Source organism: Streptomyces sp. NPDC021020 (assembly GCF_044333285.1).
Taxonomy (GTDB): Bacteria; Actinomycetota; Actinomycetes; order Streptomycetales; family Streptomycetaceae; genus Actinacidiphila.
Genome location: NZ_JBIRQQ010000005.1, coordinates 287,049 through 306,676, shown reverse-complemented (window position 1 = coordinate 306,676; position 19,628 = coordinate 287,049). Strand labels below are relative to the sequence as shown.

35 protein-coding genes are annotated in these 19,628 nt (G+C 68.2%); 4 read left to right on the top strand and 31 right to left on the bottom strand.

Annotation, left to right across the window (positions count from 1 at the left end; genetic code table 11):
• Nucleotides 1–9 precede the first annotated feature (9 nt).
• The 31 genes from rplQ to rpsJ form a co-directional block, all read right to left on the bottom strand.
• Entirely contained in the window at nucleotides 10–540 is a 531-nt protein-coding gene (gene rplQ / locus ACH4SL_RS16630; RefSeq protein ID WP_398445902.1) for a 50S ribosomal protein L17, read from the bottom strand.
• A gap of 402 nt (nucleotides 541–942) precedes the next feature.
• Nucleotides 943–1,965, bottom strand: a complete 1,023-nt coding sequence (locus ACH4SL_RS16625) for a DNA-directed RNA polymerase subunit alpha (protein WP_031524756.1) — start codon at nucleotides 1,963–1,965, stop codon at nucleotides 943–945.
• A gap of 155 nt (nucleotides 1,966–2,120) precedes the next feature.
• Nucleotides 2,121–2,747: a 30S ribosomal protein S4 gene (gene rpsD / locus ACH4SL_RS16620; RefSeq protein ID WP_398445899.1), complete on the bottom strand. Its 627-nt coding sequence runs from the start codon at nucleotides 2,745–2,747 to the stop codon at nucleotides 2,121–2,123.
• 26 nt (nucleotides 2,748–2,773) lie between these two features.
• Nucleotides 2,774–3,178 (bottom strand): 30S ribosomal protein S11, encoded by a 405-nt coding sequence (gene rpsK / locus ACH4SL_RS16615; RefSeq protein WP_006376016.1) that lies wholly within the window; start codon nucleotides 3,176–3,178, stop codon nucleotides 2,774–2,776.
• Nucleotides 3,179–3,246: 68 nt separating this feature from the next.
• The gene (gene rpsM / locus ACH4SL_RS16610) at nucleotides 3,247–3,627 is read right to left on the bottom strand and encodes a 30S ribosomal protein S13 (protein ID WP_398445896.1); all 381 of its coding nucleotides are present in this window, start codon (nucleotides 3,625–3,627) and stop codon (nucleotides 3,247–3,249) included.
• A gap of 186 nt (nucleotides 3,628–3,813) precedes the next feature.
• The gene (rpmJ, locus tag ACH4SL_RS16605) at nucleotides 3,814–3,927 is read right to left on the bottom strand and encodes a 50S ribosomal protein L36 (RefSeq protein ID WP_003956441.1); all 114 of its coding nucleotides are present in this window, start codon (nucleotides 3,925–3,927) and stop codon (nucleotides 3,814–3,816) included.
• A gap of 27 nt (nucleotides 3,928–3,954) precedes the next feature.
• Complete coding sequence (gene infA, locus ACH4SL_RS16600) at nucleotides 3,955–4,176, bottom strand: translation initiation factor IF-1 (RefSeq protein ID WP_003956442.1); 222 nt, start codon at nucleotides 4,174–4,176, stop codon at nucleotides 3,955–3,957.
• Nucleotides 4,177–4,307: 131 nt separating this feature from the next.
• Entirely contained in the window at nucleotides 4,308–5,144 is an 837-nt protein-coding gene (gene map / locus ACH4SL_RS16595; RefSeq protein WP_398445894.1) for a type I methionyl aminopeptidase, read from the bottom strand.
• Nucleotides 5,145–5,283: 139 nt separating this feature from the next.
• Complete coding sequence (locus ACH4SL_RS16590; protein WP_398445892.1) at nucleotides 5,284–5,952, bottom strand: adenylate kinase; 669 nt, start codon at nucleotides 5,950–5,952, stop codon at nucleotides 5,284–5,286.
• The gene (gene secY / locus ACH4SL_RS16585; RefSeq protein WP_398445890.1) at nucleotides 5,952–7,268 is read right to left on the bottom strand and encodes a preprotein translocase subunit SecY; all 1,317 of its coding nucleotides are present in this window, start codon (nucleotides 7,266–7,268) and stop codon (nucleotides 5,952–5,954) included. The genes ACH4SL_RS16590 and secY overlap by 1 nt, the downstream gene beginning before the upstream one ends.
• Nucleotides 7,269–7,491: 223 nt before the next feature.
• A complete protein-coding gene (gene rplO / locus ACH4SL_RS16580; protein WP_398445888.1) occupies nucleotides 7,492–7,944 on the bottom strand; it encodes a 50S ribosomal protein L15 in 453 nt (150 codons plus the stop codon).
• A 2-nt stretch (nucleotides 7,945–7,946) separates the two neighbouring features.
• Nucleotides 7,947–8,129 (bottom strand): 50S ribosomal protein L30, encoded by a 183-nt coding sequence (gene rpmD / locus ACH4SL_RS16575; RefSeq protein ID WP_031524772.1) that lies wholly within the window; start codon nucleotides 8,127–8,129, stop codon nucleotides 7,947–7,949.
• Complete coding sequence (rpsE, locus tag ACH4SL_RS16570) at nucleotides 8,129–8,734, bottom strand: 30S ribosomal protein S5 (protein WP_031524774.1); 606 nt, start codon at nucleotides 8,732–8,734, stop codon at nucleotides 8,129–8,131. The genes rpmD and rpsE overlap by 1 nt, the downstream gene beginning before the upstream one ends.
• A gap of 49 nt (nucleotides 8,735–8,783) precedes the next feature.
• Nucleotides 8,784–9,167: a 50S ribosomal protein L18 gene (gene rplR, locus ACH4SL_RS16565; RefSeq protein ID WP_398445885.1), complete on the bottom strand. Its 384-nt coding sequence runs from the start codon at nucleotides 9,165–9,167 to the stop codon at nucleotides 8,784–8,786.
• A gap of 2 nt (nucleotides 9,168–9,169) precedes the next feature.
• Complete coding sequence (rplF, locus tag ACH4SL_RS16560) at nucleotides 9,170–9,709, bottom strand: 50S ribosomal protein L6 (RefSeq protein ID WP_398445883.1); 540 nt, start codon at nucleotides 9,707–9,709, stop codon at nucleotides 9,170–9,172.
• Nucleotides 9,710–9,730: 21 nt separating this feature from the next.
• Nucleotides 9,731–10,129 carry a 30S ribosomal protein S8 gene (gene rpsH / locus ACH4SL_RS16555; RefSeq protein WP_031524780.1) on the bottom strand — a complete coding sequence of 133 codons (399 nt, stop codon included), beginning with the start codon at nucleotides 10,127–10,129 and terminating at the stop codon, nucleotides 9,731–9,733.
• A gap of 211 nt (nucleotides 10,130–10,340) precedes the next feature.
• Nucleotides 10,341–10,526: a type Z 30S ribosomal protein S14 gene (locus ACH4SL_RS16550; protein ID WP_031524782.1), complete on the bottom strand. Its 186-nt coding sequence runs from the start codon at nucleotides 10,524–10,526 to the stop codon at nucleotides 10,341–10,343.
• Nucleotides 10,527–10,528: 2 nt separating this feature from the next.
• Nucleotides 10,529–11,086, bottom strand: coding sequence for a 50S ribosomal protein L5 (gene rplE, locus ACH4SL_RS16545; protein WP_398445881.1), 558 nt, complete (start codon nucleotides 11,084–11,086; stop codon nucleotides 10,529–10,531).
• The gene (gene rplX, locus ACH4SL_RS16540) at nucleotides 11,086–11,409 is read right to left on the bottom strand and encodes a 50S ribosomal protein L24 (protein WP_398445879.1); all 324 of its coding nucleotides are present in this window, start codon (nucleotides 11,407–11,409) and stop codon (nucleotides 11,086–11,088) included. Before rplX ends, rplE begins: the two co-directional genes overlap by 1 nt.
• Before the next feature lie 3 nt (nucleotides 11,410–11,412).
• Nucleotides 11,413–11,781, bottom strand: coding sequence for a 50S ribosomal protein L14 (gene rplN, locus ACH4SL_RS16535; RefSeq protein ID WP_031524788.1), 369 nt, complete (start codon nucleotides 11,779–11,781; stop codon nucleotides 11,413–11,415).
• Nucleotides 11,782–11,900: 119 nt separating this feature from the next.
• The gene (gene rpsQ, locus ACH4SL_RS16530) at nucleotides 11,901–12,185 is read right to left on the bottom strand and encodes a 30S ribosomal protein S17 (protein ID WP_031524791.1); all 285 of its coding nucleotides are present in this window, start codon (nucleotides 12,183–12,185) and stop codon (nucleotides 11,901–11,903) included.
• Nucleotides 12,185–12,418 (bottom strand): 50S ribosomal protein L29, encoded by a 234-nt coding sequence (gene rpmC, locus ACH4SL_RS16525; protein WP_031524793.1) that lies wholly within the window; start codon nucleotides 12,416–12,418, stop codon nucleotides 12,185–12,187. Before rpmC ends, rpsQ begins: the two co-directional genes overlap by 1 nt.
• Nucleotides 12,418–12,837, bottom strand: coding sequence for a 50S ribosomal protein L16 (gene rplP / locus ACH4SL_RS16520; protein WP_031524795.1), 420 nt, complete (start codon nucleotides 12,835–12,837; stop codon nucleotides 12,418–12,420). The genes rpmC and rplP overlap by 1 nt, the downstream gene beginning before the upstream one ends.
• A 6-nt stretch (nucleotides 12,838–12,843) precedes the next feature.
• Entirely contained in the window at nucleotides 12,844–13,677 is an 834-nt protein-coding gene (gene rpsC / locus ACH4SL_RS16515) for a 30S ribosomal protein S3 (protein WP_398445876.1), read from the bottom strand.
• Complete coding sequence (gene rplV, locus ACH4SL_RS16510) at nucleotides 13,677–14,024, bottom strand: 50S ribosomal protein L22 (protein ID WP_031524799.1); 348 nt, start codon at nucleotides 14,022–14,024, stop codon at nucleotides 13,677–13,679. Before rplV ends, rpsC begins: the two co-directional genes overlap by 1 nt.
• A 45-nt stretch (nucleotides 14,025–14,069) precedes the next feature.
• Entirely contained in the window at nucleotides 14,070–14,351 is a 282-nt protein-coding gene (gene rpsS / locus ACH4SL_RS16505; protein ID WP_014178772.1) for a 30S ribosomal protein S19, read from the bottom strand.
• A 12-nt stretch (nucleotides 14,352–14,363) separates the two neighbouring features.
• Complete coding sequence (gene rplB / locus ACH4SL_RS16500; protein WP_031524803.1) at nucleotides 14,364–15,200, bottom strand: 50S ribosomal protein L2; 837 nt, start codon at nucleotides 15,198–15,200, stop codon at nucleotides 14,364–14,366.
• A gap of 45 nt (nucleotides 15,201–15,245) precedes the next feature.
• Nucleotides 15,246–15,572: a 50S ribosomal protein L23 gene (gene rplW, locus ACH4SL_RS16495; RefSeq protein ID WP_398445874.1), complete on the bottom strand. Its 327-nt coding sequence runs from the start codon at nucleotides 15,570–15,572 to the stop codon at nucleotides 15,246–15,248.
• Complete coding sequence (gene rplD, locus ACH4SL_RS16490; RefSeq protein ID WP_398445872.1) at nucleotides 15,572–16,231, bottom strand: 50S ribosomal protein L4; 660 nt, start codon at nucleotides 16,229–16,231, stop codon at nucleotides 15,572–15,574. Before rplD ends, rplW begins: the two co-directional genes overlap by 1 nt.
• Nucleotides 16,232–16,239: 8 nt before the next feature.
• Nucleotides 16,240–16,884 (bottom strand): 50S ribosomal protein L3, encoded by a 645-nt coding sequence (rplC, locus tag ACH4SL_RS16485; RefSeq protein WP_031524809.1) that lies wholly within the window; start codon nucleotides 16,882–16,884, stop codon nucleotides 16,240–16,242.
• A gap of 14 nt (nucleotides 16,885–16,898) precedes the next feature.
• Nucleotides 16,899–17,207: a 30S ribosomal protein S10 gene (rpsJ, locus tag ACH4SL_RS16480; protein ID WP_073492397.1), complete on the bottom strand. Its 309-nt coding sequence runs from the start codon at nucleotides 17,205–17,207 to the stop codon at nucleotides 16,899–16,901.
• Between the two features lie 428 nt (nucleotides 17,208–17,635).
• On the opposite strand from rpsJ, the gene ACH4SL_RS16475 reads away from it, so the two are divergent.
• The 4 genes from ACH4SL_RS16475 (at nucleotide 17,636) to ACH4SL_RS16460 (ending at nucleotide 19,525) form a co-directional block, all read left to right on the top strand.
• Nucleotides 17,636–18,028, top strand: a complete 393-nt coding sequence (locus tag ACH4SL_RS16475; RefSeq protein WP_398445869.1) for a Uma2 family endonuclease — start codon at nucleotides 17,636–17,638, stop codon at nucleotides 18,026–18,028.
• Between the two features lie 103 nt (nucleotides 18,029–18,131).
• Nucleotides 18,132–18,674 carry a chloramphenicol phosphotransferase CPT gene (gene cpt / locus ACH4SL_RS16470; protein WP_398445867.1) on the top strand — a complete coding sequence of 181 codons (543 nt, stop codon included), beginning with the start codon at nucleotides 18,132–18,134 and terminating at the stop codon, nucleotides 18,672–18,674.
• A gap of 8 nt (nucleotides 18,675–18,682) precedes the next feature.
• Complete coding sequence (locus ACH4SL_RS16465; protein WP_398445865.1) at nucleotides 18,683–19,060, top strand: hypothetical protein; 378 nt, start codon at nucleotides 18,683–18,685, stop codon at nucleotides 19,058–19,060.
• Nucleotides 19,061–19,114: 54 nt separating this feature from the next.
• The gene (locus tag ACH4SL_RS16460; protein WP_398445863.1) at nucleotides 19,115–19,525 is read left to right on the top strand and encodes an SRPBCC family protein; all 411 of its coding nucleotides are present in this window, start codon (nucleotides 19,115–19,117) and stop codon (nucleotides 19,523–19,525) included.
• Nucleotides 19,526–19,628 lie beyond the last annotated feature (103 nt).

Genomic DNA, 19,628 nt, shown 5'->3' with positions numbered 1-19,628 from the left:
CCGGACGCCTCAGGCGTCCTTGGTGTCGTCCGACTCCTCGGACGGCTTCGCGTCCTCGGTGTCCTCGACCGTGTCGTTCTTGACCTCGGCGAGGGCGGCGTCGCCGGCCGCGTCCTTGGCCTTGTCCTTCGCGGAACGCTTGGTCGCGGCCTCGGCCTCGCCCACGGCGGACTGCTGGACGGTCAGGGCCTCGACCAGCTCGATGACCGCCATCGGGGCGTTGTCGCCGCGACGGGGACCGATCTTGGTGATGCGGGTGTAACCACCCGGGCGGTTCTCGTACCGCGGGCCGATCTCGGTGAAGAGCGTGTGCACGATGCTCTTGTCCGTGATGACCTGCAGGACCTGGCGACGGTTGTGGATGTCGCCCTTCTTCGCCTTGGTGATCAGGCGCTCCGCGACCGGGCGCAGCCGGCGCGCCTTGGCCTCGGTGGTGGTGATGCGGCCGTGCTCGAAGAGCGACTTCGCGAGGTTCGCGAGGAGCAGCTTCTCGTGCGCGGCGCTGCCGCCCAGACGGGCACCCTTGGCGGGCTGAGGCATGGGTCTTTCTCCTTCTCCGCTGCACCGGCCGTATCAGGTACCGATGTCAGTGCGAACCGGCTGGCCGCCGGCTCGTATGTCCCGGGGCCGAGCCCCGGAGTCCCCAGGGCTGCCGCCCTGGGAGGTTCCATTCTGCCCCGAGGGGCAACCACCAGGGGCGCGGGGAACTGCGCGCTCAGCCACAGCGCACCCGGCAGGTCGCCACCGCCCCAAAGGGGCAGTCCGGTCCGTACCGGACCACCGGCCGGTGGCCGGTTGCGCGCGCAGTTCCCCGCGCCCCCAAAAACGCTCACCCCCCGCGGCAGCGGGAACGCCCCGCCGCGGCAGCGGCAGAAACGCTCACCCTGCGCGGCAGGGAAACGCCCGCCCGGAACGGGGCGCGGAAAACGCACCCCGCAGGGGCTAGTACTGCTCGGTCTCGACGAAGCCCGCGTCCACGTCGTCGTCCGCGCCGAACGCGTCAGCCGCAGCGGTGGGGTCGAATCCGGGCGGGCTGTCCTTGAGGGCCAGGCCCATGCCGGCCAGCTTCGCCTTGACCTCGTCGATCGACTTCGCGCCGAAGTTGCGGATGTCGAGCAGGTCCGCCTCGGAGCGGGCGACGAGCTCGCCCACCGAGTGGATGCCCTCGCGCTTGAGGCAGTTGTAGGAGCGGACGGTGAGTTCCAGCTCCTCGATCGGCAGGGCGAGGTCCGCGGCCAGGGCGGCGTCCGTGGGGGACGGGCCCATGTCGATGCCCTCGGCGTCGACGTTCAGCTCGCGGGCCAGGCCGAACAGCTCGACCAGGGTCTTGCCGGCGGACGCCATGGCGTCGCGCGGGCGCATGGCCTGCTTGGTCTCGACGTCGACGATGAGCTTGTCGAAGTCGGTGCGCTGCTCGACTCGGGTCGCCTCGACCTTGTAGGTGACCTTGAGCACCGGGCTGTAGATGGAGTCGACCGGGATACGGCCGATCTCCTGGCCCTGCTGCTTGTTCTGGACCGCGGAGACGTAACCGCGACCGCGCTCGACGGTCAGCTCCATCTCCAGCTTGCCCTTGGCGTTGAGCGTCGCCAGGACGAGGTCCGGGTTGTGCACCTCGACACCGGCCGGCGGCGCGATGTCGGCGGCGGTGACGACACCCGGGCCCTGCTTGCGCAGGTACATCACGACGGGCTCGTCGTGCTCCGAGGAGACGACGAGCTGCTTGATGTTGAGGATGAGGTCGGTGACGTCCTCCTTGACACCCGGCACGGTGGTGAACTCGTGCAGGACGCCGTCGACCCGGATCGAGGTGACCGCGGCACCCGGGATCGAGGAGAGGAGCGTACGGCGCAGGGAGTTGCCGAGGGTGTAGCCGAAGCCCGGCTCCAGCGGCTCGATCACGAACCGGGAGCGGAATTCGTCGACGACCTCTTCGGTCAACGAGGGTCGCTGAGCGATCAGCATGTTCTGAGGTCCTTCTGTCGTGGGCGCCCGCTATTTGACGCCCCCTGTACTACGAGGGTACGGGCGGCGCGGCGAAACCGTCGGGTGACGGCGGCCGCACCGCCCGTGACCGCAAGCTTTCCCGAAGAAAGTAGAGCGGCTGTGAGAGCCGGCGACTACTTCGAGTACAGCTCGACGATCAGCTGCTCCTGCACCTGGGTGTCGATCACCTGGCGCTCGGGCAGGCTGTGCACGAGGATCCGCAGCCGGCCCGCGTTGGCCTGGAGCCACGCCGGCACGGTCTTGTCGCCGGCCTCGCCCTGCGCCACCTGGAAGGGGGTGAGGGAGCGGGACGACTCACGGACCTCGACGATGTCGTTCACGGCCACGCGCGCCGACGGGATGTCGTTCTTGCGGCCGTTGACGGTGATGTGTCCGTGACGGACCAGCTGACGGGCGTGGTCGCGGGACTTGGCGAAGCCGGCCCGGTAGACCACGTTGTCGAGGCGGGTCTCAAGGATGCGCAGAAGGTTCTCACCGGTCTTGCCGGACTTCTGGTTCGCCTCCTTGTAGTAGTTCACGAACTGCTTCTCGAGGACACCGTAGATACGCGCGCACTTCTGCTTCTCACGCAGCTGAAGCAGGTACTCGCTGTCCTTGGTGCGCCCGCGTCCGTGCTCACCCGGGGGGTAAGGACGGATCTCGATCGGGCACTTCGCGCTCTCGCACTTAGCTCCCTTGAGGAAGAGCTTCTGCTTTTCCCGACGGCAACGCTTGCAGTCGGCCCCGGTGTAACGCGCCATTGTCTTGTATCTCCTGAGTCAGCTGGTCAGACGCGGCGGCGCTTCGGCGGGCGGCAGCCGTTGTGCGGGGTCGGGGTGACGTCCTGGATCGAGCCGACCTCGAGGCCGGTGGCCTGGAGGGAGCGGATCGCGGTCTCGCGGCCGGAGCCGGGACCCTTCACGAAGACGTCCACCTTGCGCATGCCGTGCTCCTGCGCCCGACGCGCGGCCGACTCGGCGGCCATCTGCGCGGCGAAGGGGGTGGACTTGCGCGAGCCCTTGAAGCCGACGTGGCCGGCGGAGGCCCAGGAGATCACGTTGCCCGCGGGGTCGGTGATCGAGACGATCGTGTTGTTGAACGTGCTCTTGATGTGCGCGTGACCGTGAGCGACGTTCTTCTTTTCCTTGCGGCGCACCTTCTTGGCTGCACCCTGACGGCCCTTAGGAGGCATGTGTCATCTTTCCGGTGAGGTGGTCGGTCCTACGAAGCGAAGACCGCGGATGGGGTCCTGCTTGCGGACTACTTCTTGCCCGGCTTCTTCTTGCCGGCGATCGCGCGACGCGGGCCCTTGCGGGTGCGGGCGTTGGTGTGAGTGCGCTGGCCGTGGACCGGAAGGCCGCGGCGGTGGCGCAGACCCTGGTAGCAGCCGATCTCGACCTTGCGGCGGATGTCGGCCTGGATGGAACGACGGAGGTCACCCTCGGTCGTGTAGTTGTCGTCCACGTACTTGGCGATCTTGACGAGGTCTTCCTCGGGAAGGTCGCGCACGCGGATGTCGGGGCTCACACCGGTGTTCTTCAGGATCTCCTGGGCGCGGGAGCGCCCGACGCCGAAGACGTAGGTGAGGGCGATCTCCACGCGCTTCTCGCGCGGGAGGTCAACGCCTGAAAGGCGTGCCATGTGTCTGGCTCCTGGTGATTCGGAGGTCTTCCGCAGGGCCTGTTCCCGGCGGCCGTGTCAGGTACCGACCGGGTCCCCGGCCTCCGCCGGGGGTGTCGTCGCCCTTGGAGCAGGGGACGGGCACTGCGTATGTACGGATGTGCGTCGCGCGAATTTCTGCGGGGTGCAGAAGGTGGAGGTCGTGCGTCAGCCCTGGCGCTGCTTGTGGCGCAGGTTGTCGCAGATGACCATGACCCGACCGTGGCGGCGGATCACCTTGCACTTGTCGCAGATCTTCTTGACGCTCGGCTTGACCTTCATGGGATCAGGTTCTCCGGGTCGTGAGATCTACTTGTAGCGGTAGACGATCCGTCCGCGCGTCAGGTCGTAGGGAGACAGCTCCACGACGACCCGGTCATCCGGGAGGATACGGATGTAGTGCATCCGCATCTTGCCGCTGATGTGCGCGAGGACCTTGTGACCGTTCTGCAGCTCCACCTTGAACATCGCGTTCGGCAGAGACTCGATCACGGTGCCCTCGATTTCGATGGCGCCTTGCTTTTTGGCCATGTCCTGCTTTCGGGATCGGCTACCTTGGTCGACTGCGGGCATGCCGGAAGGCATGCGCGAGCCGACGTGTCAGTCTACGACACGGTTCGAAGAAAGACGAATCCACTGTGTATGCCCGGACACGGTGATCATTACGCCACGGGGTCGGGAGCGGTCGTGATGCCGTACTCGGCGAGCTTGGCGCGGCCGCAGTCCGGGGCGGTCAGCACCAGCGGGCCCTCCTCGGTGAGGGCGATGGTGTGCTCCCAGTGCGAGGACCACGAGCCGTCGTCGGACTTCACCGTCCACTCGTCCTCCAGCACATGGGTGCGCGGTGTGCCGAGCGTCACCATGGGCTCGATCGCCAGGCACAGCCCGGGGACGAGCTTGATGCCGCGGCCGCGCTTCTTCGTCACGTAGTTCAGCACGTGCGGCTCCATGTGCATGGCGGTGCCGATGCCGTGGCCGCCGTACTCCTCGACGATGCCGTACTTGCCGGAGGCCGGACGCGGCTGGCGGCGGATGTAGCCCTCGACGGCCTTGGAGATGTCCTCCAGCCGGTTGCCCTTGCGGAAGGCCGCGATGCCGGCCCACATCGACTCCTCCGTCACCCGGCTCAGCTCGGCGAGCTCGGGGGCGTGGCCGGTGCCGACGAGGGTGGTGAAGGCGGCGTCGCCGTGCCAGCCGTCGACGATCGCGCCGGCGTCGATGGCGATGATGTCGCCGTCCTTGAGCACGGTCGCGCGGTCCGGGATGCCGTGGACGACGACGTCGTTGACCGAGGTGCAGATGTTGCCGGGGAAGCCGCCGTAGCCGAGGAAGTTCGGCTTGGCGCCGTGGTCGGCGATGACCTTGGCCGCGACCTCGTCGAGGTCCTTGGTGGTCGCGCCGGGCACGGCCGCGGCGCGGGTCGCCTCATGGATCGCCGCGACGACCAGTCCGGCCCGCCGCATCGTGGCGATCTGCTCGGGGGTCTTGATCTCCACCATGCGGCTGACGCCTTCCTCGGGTCGTGGGGGGTGCTGGGGCCCGTCGGGGCCGGTTGCGTAAAAGGGGCTCCATCAACGATACGGCCGTGGTGCCCGGGCGGGCACCACGGCCGTACGTCACACTGCTGCCGACTCGCGCCTAGGCGGCGCCGTCCGTCCTGCGGTCCTTCAGGGCGGCCATCGCGCGGGCGGTGACCTCCTCGACGGAGCCGAGCGCGGAGATCGTGACCACCAGGTTCTGCCGCTTGTAGTAGTCGATGATCGGCTCGGTCTCGCGGTGGTAGACGTCGAGGCGGTTGCGCACCTTGTCCTCGGCGTCGTCGCTGCGCTGGTACAGCTCGCCGCCGCACACGTCGCACACGCCCTCGGCCTGGGGCTTCTTGTACTCGACGTGGAAGACGTGCGCGCTGTTGTTGCGGCACACCCGGCGGCCGGCGATGCGCTTGACCACCTCGTCCTCGGGGACCTCCAGGTCGAGCACGCCGTCCAGCGCGAGTCCGTGCCCGGCGAGGTAGGCGTCGAGCGCCTGCGCCTGGTGCTCGTTGCGCGGGAAGCCGTCGAGCAGGAAGCCCTCGGCGGCGTCGGGCGCGTCCATGCGGTCCTCGGCCATGCCGATGGTGACCTCGTCCGGGACCAGGTCGCCCGCGTCCATGTAGGCCTTCGCCTGCTTGCCGAGGTCGGTGCCCTGGCTGATGTTGGCGCGGAAGAGGTCGCCCGTGGAGATGTGCGGGATCGACAGGTTCTTGGTGAGGACCTCAGCCTGTGTCCCCTTGCCCGCGCCGGGCGGCCCGACCAGGACGATACGCATCAGCGGAGGAACCCTTCGTAGTTACGCTGCTGGAGCTGGCTCTCGATCTGCTTCACGGTTTCCAGACCCACACCCACGATGATCAGGATGCTGGTGCCACCCAGGGGGAAGTTGCCGTTGCTCCCGTTGAAGATCGCGATGGCGACCGTCGGCACGAGTGCGATGAGACCCAGGTACAGCGACCCCGGCCACGTGATGCGGTTCAGCACGTAGCTCAGGTATTCGGCGGTGGGGCGACCGGCCCGGATGCCCGGAATGAACCCACCATACTTCTTCATGTTGTCGGCGACTTCCTCGGGGTTGAAGGAGATCGCGACGTAGAAGAAGGCGAAGAACACGATCAGCAGGAAGTAGGCCGCCATGTAGATCGGGTGGTCGCCCTTGGTGAAGTTCCGGCTGATCCACTGCGCCCACCCGGCCGTGGATCCGGAGAACTGCACGATCAGCGCCGGGATGTACAGCAGCGACGAGGCGAAGATGACCGGGATGACACCGGCCTGGTTGACCTTCAGGGGGATGTACGTGGACGTGCCGCCGTACGACCGCCGGCCGATCATGCGCTTGGCGTACTGCACCGGGATACGGCGCTGGGCCTGTTCGACGAAGACCACCAGGCCGACGATCGCCAGTCCGACCGCGATGACGGCGAGGAACTCGACCCAGCCGCCGGCGATGGTGCCGGAGACCTTGATCGCCCACAGGTTGCCGGGGAAGCCCGCCGCGATGGAGACGAACATCAGGATCGACATGCCGTTGCCGATGCCGCGGTCGGTCACCATCTCGCCCAGCCACATGATCACCACGGTGCCCGCGGTCATCGTCGTGACCATGGTGATGGTGGTGAAGATCGACTGGTTGGGCACGATGCCGCCGGCCTCGTTGCAGCCGGAGAACAGGCTGCCGGAGCGGGCGGTGGCGACCAGGCCGGTGCCCTGGAGCACCGCGAGGGCGACGGTCAGGTACCGCGTGTACTGCGTGATCTTCGTGGTACCGGCCTGGCCCTCCTTCTTCAGGGCCTCAAGGCGCGGGATGACGACGGTCAGCAGCTGCAGGATGATGCTCGCCGTGATGTACGGCATGATCCCGAGCGCGAAGATCGTCAGCTGGAGCAGCGCCCCACCGCTGAACATGTTCACGAGACCGAAGAGGCTGTTGTTGCCCTTCGTCTCGCTCACACACTTGTTGACGATCGTGTAGTCGACGCCTGGTACCGGGATGTGTGCCCCGAGGCGATAGATCACCACGATGCCCAACGTGAACAGCAGCTTCTTGCGCAGGTCGGGCGTCCTGAACGCCCGTGCGAACGCGGTGAGCACGGTGCCTCCTGCACCCCCCGCGACAGCGCGGGCGGACGGTTTTGAGGTATCTGACGACTCTGACGGGGTCTGGCGGTAGCACGAAGATGACAGCAGCGTCGGTCAGCCTACCGGCGACGTAGCCCCGCAAGGAATGACCAACCGGGGAAGGAAAATCACAGGAACGCACGACCGGGGACGCTCTGGTGTGTCAGAGCGTCCCCGGTCGTGGTGGGCATCGGGCTCAGACGAGCTCGGTGACCGTGCCGCCGGCAGCGGCGATCTTCTCCTTGGCGGAGCCGGAGACCGCGTCCACGGTCACCTGCAGCGCCACGGAGACCTCGCCGGTGCCGAGCACCTTGACGAGTTCGTTCTTGCGCACCGCACCCTTGGCGACCAGGCCGGCCACCGTCACCTCGCCACCCTCGGGGTAGAGGGCCGCGAGCTTGTCCAGGTTGACGACCTGGTACTCGGTACGGAACGGGTTCTTGAAGCCCTTGAGCTTCGGGAGGCGCATGTGGAGGGGCATCTGCCCGCCCTCGAAGCGCTCCGGAACCTGGTAGCGGGCCTTGGTGCCCTTGGTGCCACGACCGGCCGTCTTGCCCTTGGACGCCTCACCGCGACCCACACGGGTCTTCGCGGTCTTGGCGCCCGGAGCCGGACGGAGGTTGTGGATCTTGATCGGGTTGTCACCCATGATCAGTCGACCTCCTCGACCGTGACGAGGTGGCGGACGGTGTGGACCATGCCGCGGATCTCCGGGCGGTCCTCCTTGACCACGACGTCGTGCAGGCGCTTGAGCCCGAGCGAACGCAGGGTGTCACGGTGGTTCTGCTTGCTGCCGATGTAGGACTTGGTCTGCGTGACCTTGAGGCGCGCCATCAGACACCCACCCCGGCACGAGCCCGCAGCAGGGCGGCGGGCGCGACGTCCTCGATCGGCAGACCGCGGCGGGCGGCGATCTCCTCGGGGCGCTGCAGCCCCTGGAGCGCGGCCACCGTGGCGTGCACGATGTTGATCGCGTTGTCCGAGCCGAGGCTCTTGGACAGCACGTCGTGGATGCCCGCGCACTCCAGCACGGCGCGCACCGGGCCACCGGCGATCACACCGGTACCGGGGGAAGCCGGCTTGAGCAGGACGACGCCCGCGGCCTTCTCGCCCTGGATGGGGTGCGGGATGGTGCCCTGGATACGGGGGACCTTGAAGAAGTGCTTCTTGGCCTCCTCCACACCCTTGGCGATGGCGGCCGGCACCTCCTTGGCCTTGCCGTAGCCGACACCGACGGTGCCGTCACCGTCGCCCACCACGACCAGCGCGGTGAAGCTGAAGCGACGACCACCCTTCACAACCTTGGCGACGCGGTTGATCGCGACGACCCGCTCGACGTAAGCGGTCTTCTCGGCCTGCTGGCCGCCGTCCCGCCTGTCCTTACGGTCCCGCCGCTCGCCGCCACCGGCACCGCTTCCGCGGCGCTGGGGTCCAGCCATTGGTATTACCTCTCGATCCTTTTAGCGTTTCTCCGCTGGTGACGGACGGCTAGAACTTCAGGCCGGCTTCACGGGCGGCGTCCGCGAGGGCGGCGATGCGCCCCGCGTACTGGTTGCCGCCACGGTCGAACACGACAGCCTCGACGCCCTGGGCCTTCGCACGCTCGGCCACGAGCTGGCCGACCTGCTTCGCCTTGGCGCTCTTGTCGCCGTCGCCGCCGCGGATGGACGCGTCGAGGGTCGACGCCGACGCGAGCGTGTGGCCCGCGAGGTCGTCGATGACCTGGGCGACGATGCCGCGGTTGGAACGCGTCACCACCAGGCGCGGGCGCTCGGGCGTACCCGAGATGCGCTTGCGGACCCGGATGTGGCGACGCTTGATCGCAGCGCCCTTGTACGCCTTGCCCTTGGCGATCTTCACACCGTATGCCATGGCTACTTACCAGCCTTTCCGACCTTGCGGCGGATGACCTCGCCGGCGTACTTGACGCCCTTGGCCTTGTACGGGTCGGGCTTGCGCAGCTTGCGGATGTTCGCCGCGACCTCGCCCACCTTCTGCTTGTCGATGCCCTCGACGGAGAACTTCACCGGGGACTCGACCTTGAAGGCGATGCCCTCGGGGGCCTCGACGAGAATCGGGTGGCTGTAGCCCAGCGCGAACTCCAGGTTGGAGCCCTTCGCCTGGACGCGGTAGCCGACACCGCTGATTTCGAGCTGCTTGCTGTAGCCCGCGGTCACGCCGGTGATCATGTTCGCCACCAGCGTGCGGGACAGGCCGTGCAGGGCCTTCGAGACACGCTCGTCGTTGGGGCGGGTGACCAGCAGAGTGCCGTCCTCGCCCTTGGCGATGTCGATCGGCGATGCGACGGTGTGGGTGAGCGTGCCCTTGGGGCCCTTCACCTGCACCGTGCGGCCGTCGATGGTGACGTCCACTCCGGCGGGAACCGAGATGGGCAGCTTGCCGATGCGCGACATTGCTATACCTCGCTTTCCCGGTTACCAGACGTAGGCGAGGACTTCCCCACCCACGCCCTTCTTCTGAGCCTGCTGGCCGGTGAGCAGCCCGTGCGACGTGGAGATGATCGCCACGCCGAGACCGCCGAGCACCTTCGGCAGATTGGTGGACTTTGCGTAGACCCGCAGACCCGGCTTGCTGATCCGCTTGATGCCGGCGATCGAGCGCTCGCGGTTGGGGCCGAACTTCAGCTCCAGGACGAGGTTCTTGCCGACCTCGGCGTCCTCGACCTTCCAGCCGGTGATGTAGCCCTCCTGCTGGAGGATCTCCGCGATGTGCGACTTGATCTTGCTGTGCGGCATCACGACGTCGTCGTGGTACGCCGAGTTCGCGTTACGCAGACGGGTCAGCATGTCTGCGATGGGGTCGGTCATGGTCATGAAGTGGCCCTGGGCCTCTCTCGCCGGGGTTTCCTGGTGCGACGTCCCTCTCCCCCGGCTGTGCGGGGACGGGTGCGATGCGGTGGACCTACGGCGTAGTAAGTCGATGCGGGCGGCGAACGCCCAACCCTTCTACCTTACGGGAAGAAGAGCGGGGCGCTCACCGGCCCAACTGCTTACCGAGAGTTCCTGGTGATCCGGGGAACCGGATCTACCAGGAGCTCTTGGTCACGCCCGGCAGCTCGCCACGGTGGGCCATCTCACGAAGGCACACGCGGCACAGGCCGAACTTGCGGTAGACGGAGTGCGGCCGGCCGCAGCGCTGGCAGCGGTTGTACGCGCGCACCGCGAACTTGGGCTTGCGCGAGGCCTTGGAGATCAGTGCCTTCTTAGCCACGGTCAGTTCTCCTTGAACGGGAAGCCGAGGTGACGCAGCAGGGCACGGCCCTCGGCGTCGTTGACCGCCGTGGTGACCACGGTGATGTCCATACCCCGGACCCGGTCGATCTTGTCCTGGTCGATCTCGTGGAACATGACCTGCTCCGTGAGACCGAAGGTGTAGTTGCCGCGGCCGTCGAACTGCTTGGGCGACAGACCGCGGAAGTCGCGGATACGCGGCAGCGCGAGCGACAGCAGCCGGTCCAGGAACTCCCACATGCGGTCGCCGCGCAGCGTGACGTGCGCGCCGATCGGCTGGCCCTCACGCAGCTTGAACTGCGCGATGGACTTGCGGGCCTTGGTGACCTGCGGCTTCTGGCCGGTGATCGTGGCGAGGTCGCGGATGGCGCCCTCGATCAGCTTGGAGTCGCGGGCGGCGTCGCCCACACCCATGTTGACCACGATCTTGGTCAGGCCGGGGATCTGCATGACGTTCTCGTAGGTGAACTCGTCACGCAGCTTGCCCGCGATCTCCTCGCGGTAGCGCGTCTTGAGACGCGGCGCAGTGGTGGCAGTCATCAGATGTCCTCACCGGTCCGCTTGGCAACGCGGATCTTGTTGCCCTCGTCGTCGAAGCGGTAGCCGACGCGGGTCACGACCTTCTTGCCGTCCTTCTCCACCACCAGCGACACGTTGCTGACGTGGATGGGGGCCTCGGTGGTGATGATGCCGCCGGTCTGCGAACCACGGTCGGTCTGGCCGGCCTTGGTGTGCTTCTTGACCCGGTTGACACCCTCGACGAGGACCCGGTCCTGAGCGGGGTAGGCCACGATGACCTTGCCCTGCTTGCCCTTGTCCTTACCGGTGATGACCTGGACCAGGTCGCCCTTCTTGATCTTCATCGGTTACAGCACCTCCGGCGCGAGCGAGACGATCTTCATGAACTTCTTCTCGCGCAGCTCACGGCCGACGGGGCCGAAGATACGGGTGCCGCGGGGGTCGCCGTCGTTCTTGAGGATGACGGCGGCGTTCTCGTCGAACCGGATGTACGAGCCGTCGGCGCGACGGCGCTCCTTGACGGTCCGGACGATGACCGCCTTGACGACCTCGCCCTTCTTCACGTTGCCACCGGGGATCGCGTCCTTGACGGTGGCGACGATGACGTCACCGATTCCCGCGTAGCGGCGACCCGAGCCACCGAGAACACGGATGCAAAGGATCTCCTTGGCACCAGTGTTGTCGGCGACACGCAGTCGCGACTCCTGCTGGATCACGTCTTACTCCTGAAGTGTCGCGTCGGTTCCCGGCGGGCCGCACGAGTTGCCTCGTGCGGCGCCGCCGAGCCTGACGGAACGGTCCTGAGCGGGTGCGCCCGCTCAGGGATTACTCGGCCTTACTTGGCCTTCTCAAGGATCTCCACGACGCGCCACCGCTTGGTGGCGGACAGCGGCCGGGTCTCCATCAGGAGGACGCGGTCGCCGACGCCTGCGGCGTTCTGCTCGTCGTGGGCCTTCAGCTTGTTGGTGCGGCGGATGACCTTGCCGTACAGGGCGTGCTTGACGCGGTCCTCGACGGCGACGACGACGGTCTTGTCCATCTTGTCGCTGACGACCAGACCCTCACGGGTCTTGCGGAAGCCCCGCTGCTCGCTGCTCTCAGTCACATTCTTCTCGCTCATCAGGCGCTCTCCACCGTCTCCACCGTCTCGATGCCCAGCTCGCGCTCACGCATGAGGGTGTAGATCCGGGCGATGTCCTTGCGAACGACCCTGAGCCGGCTGTTGTTCTCAAGCTGCCCGGTGGCCGCCTGGAAGCGGAGGTTGAACAGCTCCTCCTTGGCCTCACGCAGCTTCGCGACGAGCTCCTCGTCGCCGAGCTGGCGCAGCTCGGTCACCTTGGTACCGGCGGCCATCACGCCTCACCTGCCTCGCGCCGCACGATGCGGCACTTCATCGGAAGCTTGTGCGCGGCGCGGGTGAGCGCCTCGCGCGCAGTCTTCTCGTTCGGGAAAGACAGCTCGAACATCACCCGACCGGGCTTGACGTTCGCCACCCACCACTCGGGCGAGCCCTTGCCGGAACCCATGCGGGTCTCGGCGGGCTTCTTGGTCAGCGGGCGGTCCGGGTAGATGTTGATCCAGACCTTGCCGCCGCGCTTGATGTGGCGCGTGATGGAGATACGAGCGGACTCGATCTGCCGGTTGGTCACGTAGGCCGGGGTCACGGCCTGCAGGCCGTACTCGCCGAAGGCCAGCTCGGTGCCGCCCTTGGCCATGCCGTCACGCTTGGGGTGGTGCTGCTTGCGGTGCTTGACCCTGCGGGGGATCAGCATTGTTACTCAGCCTTCCGTTCCGGGGGTCTCCGCCGCCGGAGCCTCAGCGACGGGAGCCTCGGCGGCCTTGGGGGCCGACTGGGCGCCTTCCGTCTGAGGACGACGGCCGCGGCCACCGCGCTCGCCACCGCGACGCTGCGGACGCTCGTTGCCGCCACCGCGCGCCGGGCGGTTGCCCGCACGGGCGGCCGCGTTGTCGGCGCGGACCTCGGCGATGTTCTTGACGTCGCCCTTGTAGATCCAGACCTTCACACCGATACGGCCGAAGGTGGTCTTGGCCTCGAAGAAGCCGTAGTCCACGTTCGCGCGCAGGGTGTGCAGCGGCACACGGCCCTCGCGGTAGAACTCGGACCGGGACATCTCGGCGCCGCCGAGACGGCCACCGCACTGGATCTTGATGCCCTTGGCGCCGGCCTTCAGCGTGCCCTGCATGCTCTTGCGCATGGCACGGCGGAAGGAGACGCGGGAGGACAGCTGCTCGGCGACGGCCTGGGCCACCAGCTGAGCGTCCATCTCCGGGTTCTTGACCTCGAGGATGTTCAGCTGGACCTGCTTGCCGGTCAGCTTCTCCAGGTCGCCGCGGATACGGTCGGCCTCCGCGCCGCGGCGCCCGATGACGATGCCCGGGCGGGCGGTGTGGATGTCGACGCGGACGCGGTCGCGGGTGCGCTCGATCTCCACCTTGGAGATGCCGGCCCGCTCCATGCCCTGCGTCATCATCCGGCGGATGGCGACGTCTTCCTTGACGTAGTCCTTGTACAGCTTGTCGGCGTACCACCGGGACTTGAAGTCCGTGGTGATGCCGAGCCGGAACCCGTACGGGTTAACCTTCTGGCCCATTACCGGGAACCTTCCTTGCTGGCGACGACCACGGTGATGTGGCTGGTGCGCTTGCGGATCCGGTAGGCACGGCCCTGGGCGCGCGGCCGGAACCGCTTCAGGGTCGGACCCTCGTCGACATACGCCTCGCTGATGTACAGCGAGCCCGCGTCCGTGTGGTCGTAGTTGTGCGCGGCGTTGGCGATGGCGCTGTCCAGCACCTTGCCGACCGGCACGCTGGCGGCCTGCGGGGTGAATCGCAGGACCGCCTGAGCCTCCGTGGCATCCATGCCACGGATCAGGTCCACCACCCGGCGGGCCTTCATGGGCGTGACACGGATGTACCGTGCCTGGGCCCTGGCTTCCATGGTCGTCCCTTCAGTGTCTGTCTTCGTCGTCACGATTCAGCCCGCTCAGCGACGCCGCGACTTGCGGTCGTCCTTCTCGTGCCCGCGGAAGGTGCGGGTCGGGGCGAACTCGCCGAGCTTGTGGCCGACCATCGACTCGGTGACGAACACCGGGACGTGCTTGCGGCCGTCGTGCACCGCGATCGTGTGGCCCAGCATCGCCGGGACGATCATCGAGCGGCGGGACCAGGTCTTGATGACGTTCTTGGTGCCTGCTTCGTTCTGGACGTCCACCTTCTTGATCAGGTGGTCGTCGACGAAGGGCCCCTTCTTGAGACTGCGCGGCATCTAAACCCGCTCCTAGCGCTTCTTGTTCGTCTTGCGGCGGCGGACGATGTACTTGCTGCTCGCCTTCTTCGGCGAACGCGTACGTCCTTCCTTCTGACCCCACGGCGAGACCGGGTGGCGGCCACCGGAGGTCTTGCCCTCACCACCACCGTGCGGGTGGTCCACCGGGTTCATGGCGACACCGCGGACGGTCGGGCGGACGCCCTTCCAGCGCATACGGCCGGCCTTGCCCCAGTTGATGTTCGACTGCTCGGCGTTGCCGACCTCGCCGATCGTGGCGCGGCAGCGGACGTCGACCATCCGGACCTCGCCGGAGGGCATGCGAAGGGTGGCCATGGTGCCCTCCTTCGCCAGCAGCTGGACCGAAGCGCCCGCGGAGCGGGAGATCTTCGCGCCGCCACCGGGACGCAGCTCGATCGCGTGGATCGTGGTACCGACCGGGATGTTGCGCAGCGGCAGGTTGTTGCCGGGCTTGATGTCGGCGTTGGCGCCGTTCTCCACCCGGTCACCCTGCTGGAGCTTCGCGGGGGCGAGGATGTAGCGCTTCTCGCCGTCCGCGTAGTGCAGCAGCGCGATGCGCGCGGTGCGGTTGGGGTCGTACTCGATGTGCGCGACCTTGGCGGGCACGCCGTCCTTGTCGTGCCGACGGAAGTCGATGACACGGTAGGCGCGCTTGTGGCCACCGCCCTGGTGGCGGACGGTCACACGACCGGCGTTGTTACGGCCGCCCTTGCTGTGCAGCGGGCGGACCAGCGACTTCTCCGGCGTGGACCGCGTGATCTCGACGAAGTCGGCGACGCTGGAGCCACGACGGCCCGGGGTCGTCGGCTTGTACTTGCGGATACCCATTTCTCAGTCCTCGGAATATTCCGGACTTCAATCGGCCGGTCCCCGTTAGGAGACCGGGCCGCCGAAGATGTCGATACGGTCGCCCTCGGCGAGGGTCACGATGGCGCGCTTGGTGTTCGCGCGCTTGCCGAAACCGGTGCGGGTGCGCTTGCGCTTGCCCTGCCGGTTGATCGTGTTGACCCCGGTGACCTTGACCTGGAAGACCGTCTCGACGGCCTGCTTGATCTGGGTCTTGTTGGCGCGCGGGTCGACGACGAAGGTGTACTTGTTGTCGTCCAGCAGCGCGTAGCTCTTCTCGGAGACCACGGGCTTGATCAGCAGGTCACGGGGGTCCGTGAAGGTCTTGCTGGTGATCACGGTCTGCTCGGCCATCAGGCGTCGCTCCCTTCCAGCTCGGCCTCGTCCGCGGCACCGGCACCGGTGAAGCGGTCGAACGCGCCCTTGGTGAAGACCACGTCGTCCGAGACGAGCACGTCGTACGTGTTCAGCTGGCCGGCCTCCAGGATGTGCACCTGGGGCAGGTTGCGGGCGGACAGCCAGGCGGCCTCGTCCGAACGCTCGATGACCAGGAGCACGTTCTTGCGCTCGCTGATCTTGCCGAGCAGCGTCCTGGCGGCCTTGGTGGACGGCGCCTCGCCCTCGACCACGCCGGAGACGACGTGGATCCGGTTGTGCTGCGCCCGGTCGCTCAGGGCCCCGCGCAGCGCGGCCTTGATCATCTTCTTGGGCGTGCGCTGCGAGTAGTCACGCGGCACGGGGCCGTGGACGACGCCACCGCCGGCGAACTGCGGCGCGCGGGTCGAGCCCTGACGGGCGCGGCCGGTGCCCTTCTGGCGGTACGGCTTCTTGCCACCACCGCGGACCTCGCCACGCGTCTTGACCTTGTGCGTGCCCTGACGGGCGGCGGCCAGCTGCGCGACGACGACCTGGTGGATCAGCGGGATGCTGATCTTGGCCTCGAAGATCTCGGCCGGGAGCTCTACGGTCCCGGCGGTGTCGCCGGACGGCGACAGAATGTCAATGGTGCTCATCGGTTACCTCAGGCCCCCTTGGCCGCGGTGCGGACCAGGACGAGGCCGCCGTTCGGACCAGGAACCGCGCCCTTGATCAGGAGCAGGCCCTTCTCCGCGTCAACGGCGTGGACGGTCAGGTTCTGGGTGGTGACCCGCTCGTTGCCCATGCGGCCCGCCATGCGCAGGCCCTTGAACACGCGACCCGGGGTGGCGCAGCCGCCGATGGAGCCCGGGGAGCGGTGCTTGCGCTGCACACCGTGGCCGGCGCCGAGGCCCTTGAAGTTGTGGCGCTTCATGACACCGGCGAAGCCCTTGCCCTTGCTCTTGCCGGTCACGTCGACCTTGACACCGGCCTCGAACACCGTGGCGGTGATCTCCTGGCCGAGCGTGTACTCGGCGGCGTCGGACGTGCGCAGCTCGACGAGGTGACGGCGCGGGGTGACGTCCGCCTTGGCGAAGTGGCCCTTGAGGGGCTTGTTCACCTTGCGCGGGTCGATCTCGCCGAAGGCGATCTGCACCGACTCGTAGCCGTCGGTGTCGTTGGTGCGGACCTGGGTCACGACGTTCGGGCCGGCCTTGACGACGGTCACCGGGACGACACGGTTGTTCTCGTCCCAGACCTGAGTCATGCCGAGCTTTTCGCCCAGGATGCCCTTGATCTGCTTGGTCATCTTCTCCGCGCCTCTCAGAGCTTGATCTCGATGTCGACGCCGGCCGGCAGGTCCAGGCGCATCAACGAGTCAACGGTCTTGGGCGTCGGGTCGAGGATGTCGATCAGGCGCTTGTGCGTGCGCATCTCGAAGTGCTCGCGCGCGTCCTTGTACTTGTGCGGCGACTTGATGACGCAGTACACGTTCTTCTCAGTGGGCAGCGGCACCGGGCCCGCGACCTGCGCACCGGTACGGGTCACCGTCTCGACGATCTTCTTCGCCGAGGAGTCGATGACCTCGTGGTCGTAGGCCTTGAGCCGAATGCGGATCTTCTGTCCCGCCATGGCTACTCCGTAGTCCTTGTCTCTTCTCAGCTCCGGCATCCGCTTGCTCCGACCCACGCGGTCGGGCGTGTCGCGCCCCTCGCACAGGGTTTTCCGCAAGCGGAATCCCTGATCAAGGGGTTTGCGTGGGAGAAGTCACCCACCGGATGCCTGGTCTGCTCCGCACTGACACTTCCCGGAAGATTCCCGTACGTCCGCCCCAGCGCTGCCACCTGGGCAGTTGGAGCGACGAGTACCGTGGGACTCGCTTCCGGTCCCCCCGACGGGAGGCGCGCAGCATCGGCGCTCGACCGAGCAACTTGAGTAGTCTGCCATACGCCCCACAAGGGGCGCCAATCGGGCCGGGTAGCTTACCCCTCGGTGACCGGTACGCAAACGCGGGTGCGGACGCCGCTCCCCGGCGGGCAGGCCACCCTGCAATGTGCAGGGTGCTTCGTTGCGGGCCCGCGGGATGGACGGTCGAGGCCCAGATGACCGTCACGCTGGGCCGCAGGACCCGCCCCGAGCCCGATGTGGTCGCGGCGCTCGTTCCGTACGACCCGGATCGCACCAGCTTCCTCCCGGCGGACGTCGCACTCGTCGTCGAGGTGGTCTCCGCCGAGTCCGAGGACCGCGACCGGCGCTACAAGCCCACGCTCTACGCCGAGGCCGGCATCCGGCACCTGTGGCGTATCGAGGACGAGCAGGGGCTGCCGGTGATCCACACCTACGAGCGCGACGACACGACCGGCGCCTACGTCCCCACGGGCGTCCACCGCGAGCAGCTGAAAGCACGCGTGCCCTTCCCCGTGGACATCGTCCCCGCGGACCTCGCGCGCTGACCGGACCTGGACGGGCCGTCATCGGCGGAAATCCCGTCGCCGGTGCGCGGGCCCCGTCGTAGGGTCGCCGGGTTCGCCCGTGTCGTACCGGAGGAAGCGGCCCATGCCCCAGGTCATCGTGCTCAACGGCGGGTCCAGTTCCGGGAAGTCCAGCATCGCCCGGTGCCTTCAGGAGATCCTGCCCGAGGCGTGGCTGGGGGTGAGCGTCGACACGTTCGTGGACGCGCTGCCGCCGCGGCTGCGGGAGGGCGGGGACGGGCTGGTCATCGGCCCGGACGGCGAGGTGGCCACCGGCCCCGCCTTCGACGAGCTGGACGGGGCCTGGCTCGCCGGGATCGCCGCGATGGCCCGCGCGGGCGCCCACGTCGTCGTCGACGACGTCTTCCTCGGCGGCCCCCGCTCCCGCTCCCGCTGGTCCCGCGCCCTCACCGGCCTCGACGTCCTGTGGGTCGGCGTCCGCTGCTCCCCCGAGGCCGCGGTCGCCCGCGAGGCCGCCCGCGGCGACCGCGTCCCCGGCATGGCGGCGAAGCAGGCCGCGCTCGTCCACGAGGGCGTGCCGTACGACCTGGAGGTCGACACGACGTCCGCCTCCCCGGCGGAGTGCGCCCGCGCCGTCGCGGAGCACGCGGCCGGGCGCGGAGCGTAAGGAGAGGCATGTCACGCAGGAGCGGGAAGTCCCGCCGCCTGCTGGTCGGCGGGACGGCGTACCGCTGGTCGGTACGGCACCGGCACCGCGTCCCGGACGCGGGCGGCTACGAGGGCTGCACGGAGGCCGTGATGCTGCGCCGCGACGGCGCCCGCGGCGCGGCGTGCGTCAGCTTCGCGGGCGGCCCCGGCCGCTACGTCCCGGACGGCATCGTGCACTCCGGCGCCGTCGGCACGGACGAGGGCTTCCTCAACCTCCACGAGCCCGGCACCGCCCGCGCCCTCCTCGACGAGGCCCTGTCCCGCGGCTGGGACCCCGACGCCCCGTCCCCGCTGCTCCTCGACGGCTGGACCCTCTTCACCGCCGTCCGCGCCCGCACGGCGTGACGACGTCCGTTGCGTTCAAGCCCGGCGCGGGCGGCCCGCACTAGCGTCGCCGGTATGAGCAGCCCTTCGCACGAGTCCCGCCACATCGCCGTCCGCATCGCCCGCCCCGCCGCGGACGTCTACGCGTACGCCGCCGACCCCACCCACCTGCCCGCCTGGGCCCACGGCCTCAGCGGCGCGATCCACCGCGAGGGCGAGGTGTGGGTCGCCGACTCCCCCATGGGCCGGGTGACCGTCGCCTTCGCCCCCCGCAACGACTTCGGCGTCCTCGACCACGACGTGACCCTCCCCTCCGGCGAGACCGTCCACAACCCCGTCCGCGTCCTCCCCGACGGCGACACCGCGAGCGAGGTCGTCTTCACCCTCCGCCGCCTCCCCGGCATCCCGGAGCCGGAGTTCGCGCGCGACGCCGCCACGGTGACCGCGGACCTGGAGCGGCTGCGGAGTCTGCTGGAGGACAACTGAGGCGCCGACGGGCGCAGTTGGCGCAATTCCCACCCCGGCCGGCGCCCGGGAAGGGGCCGTGCCGGGGCTGCGCGGGGGCGCCGGGGGTGTACCGCTCGGCGGG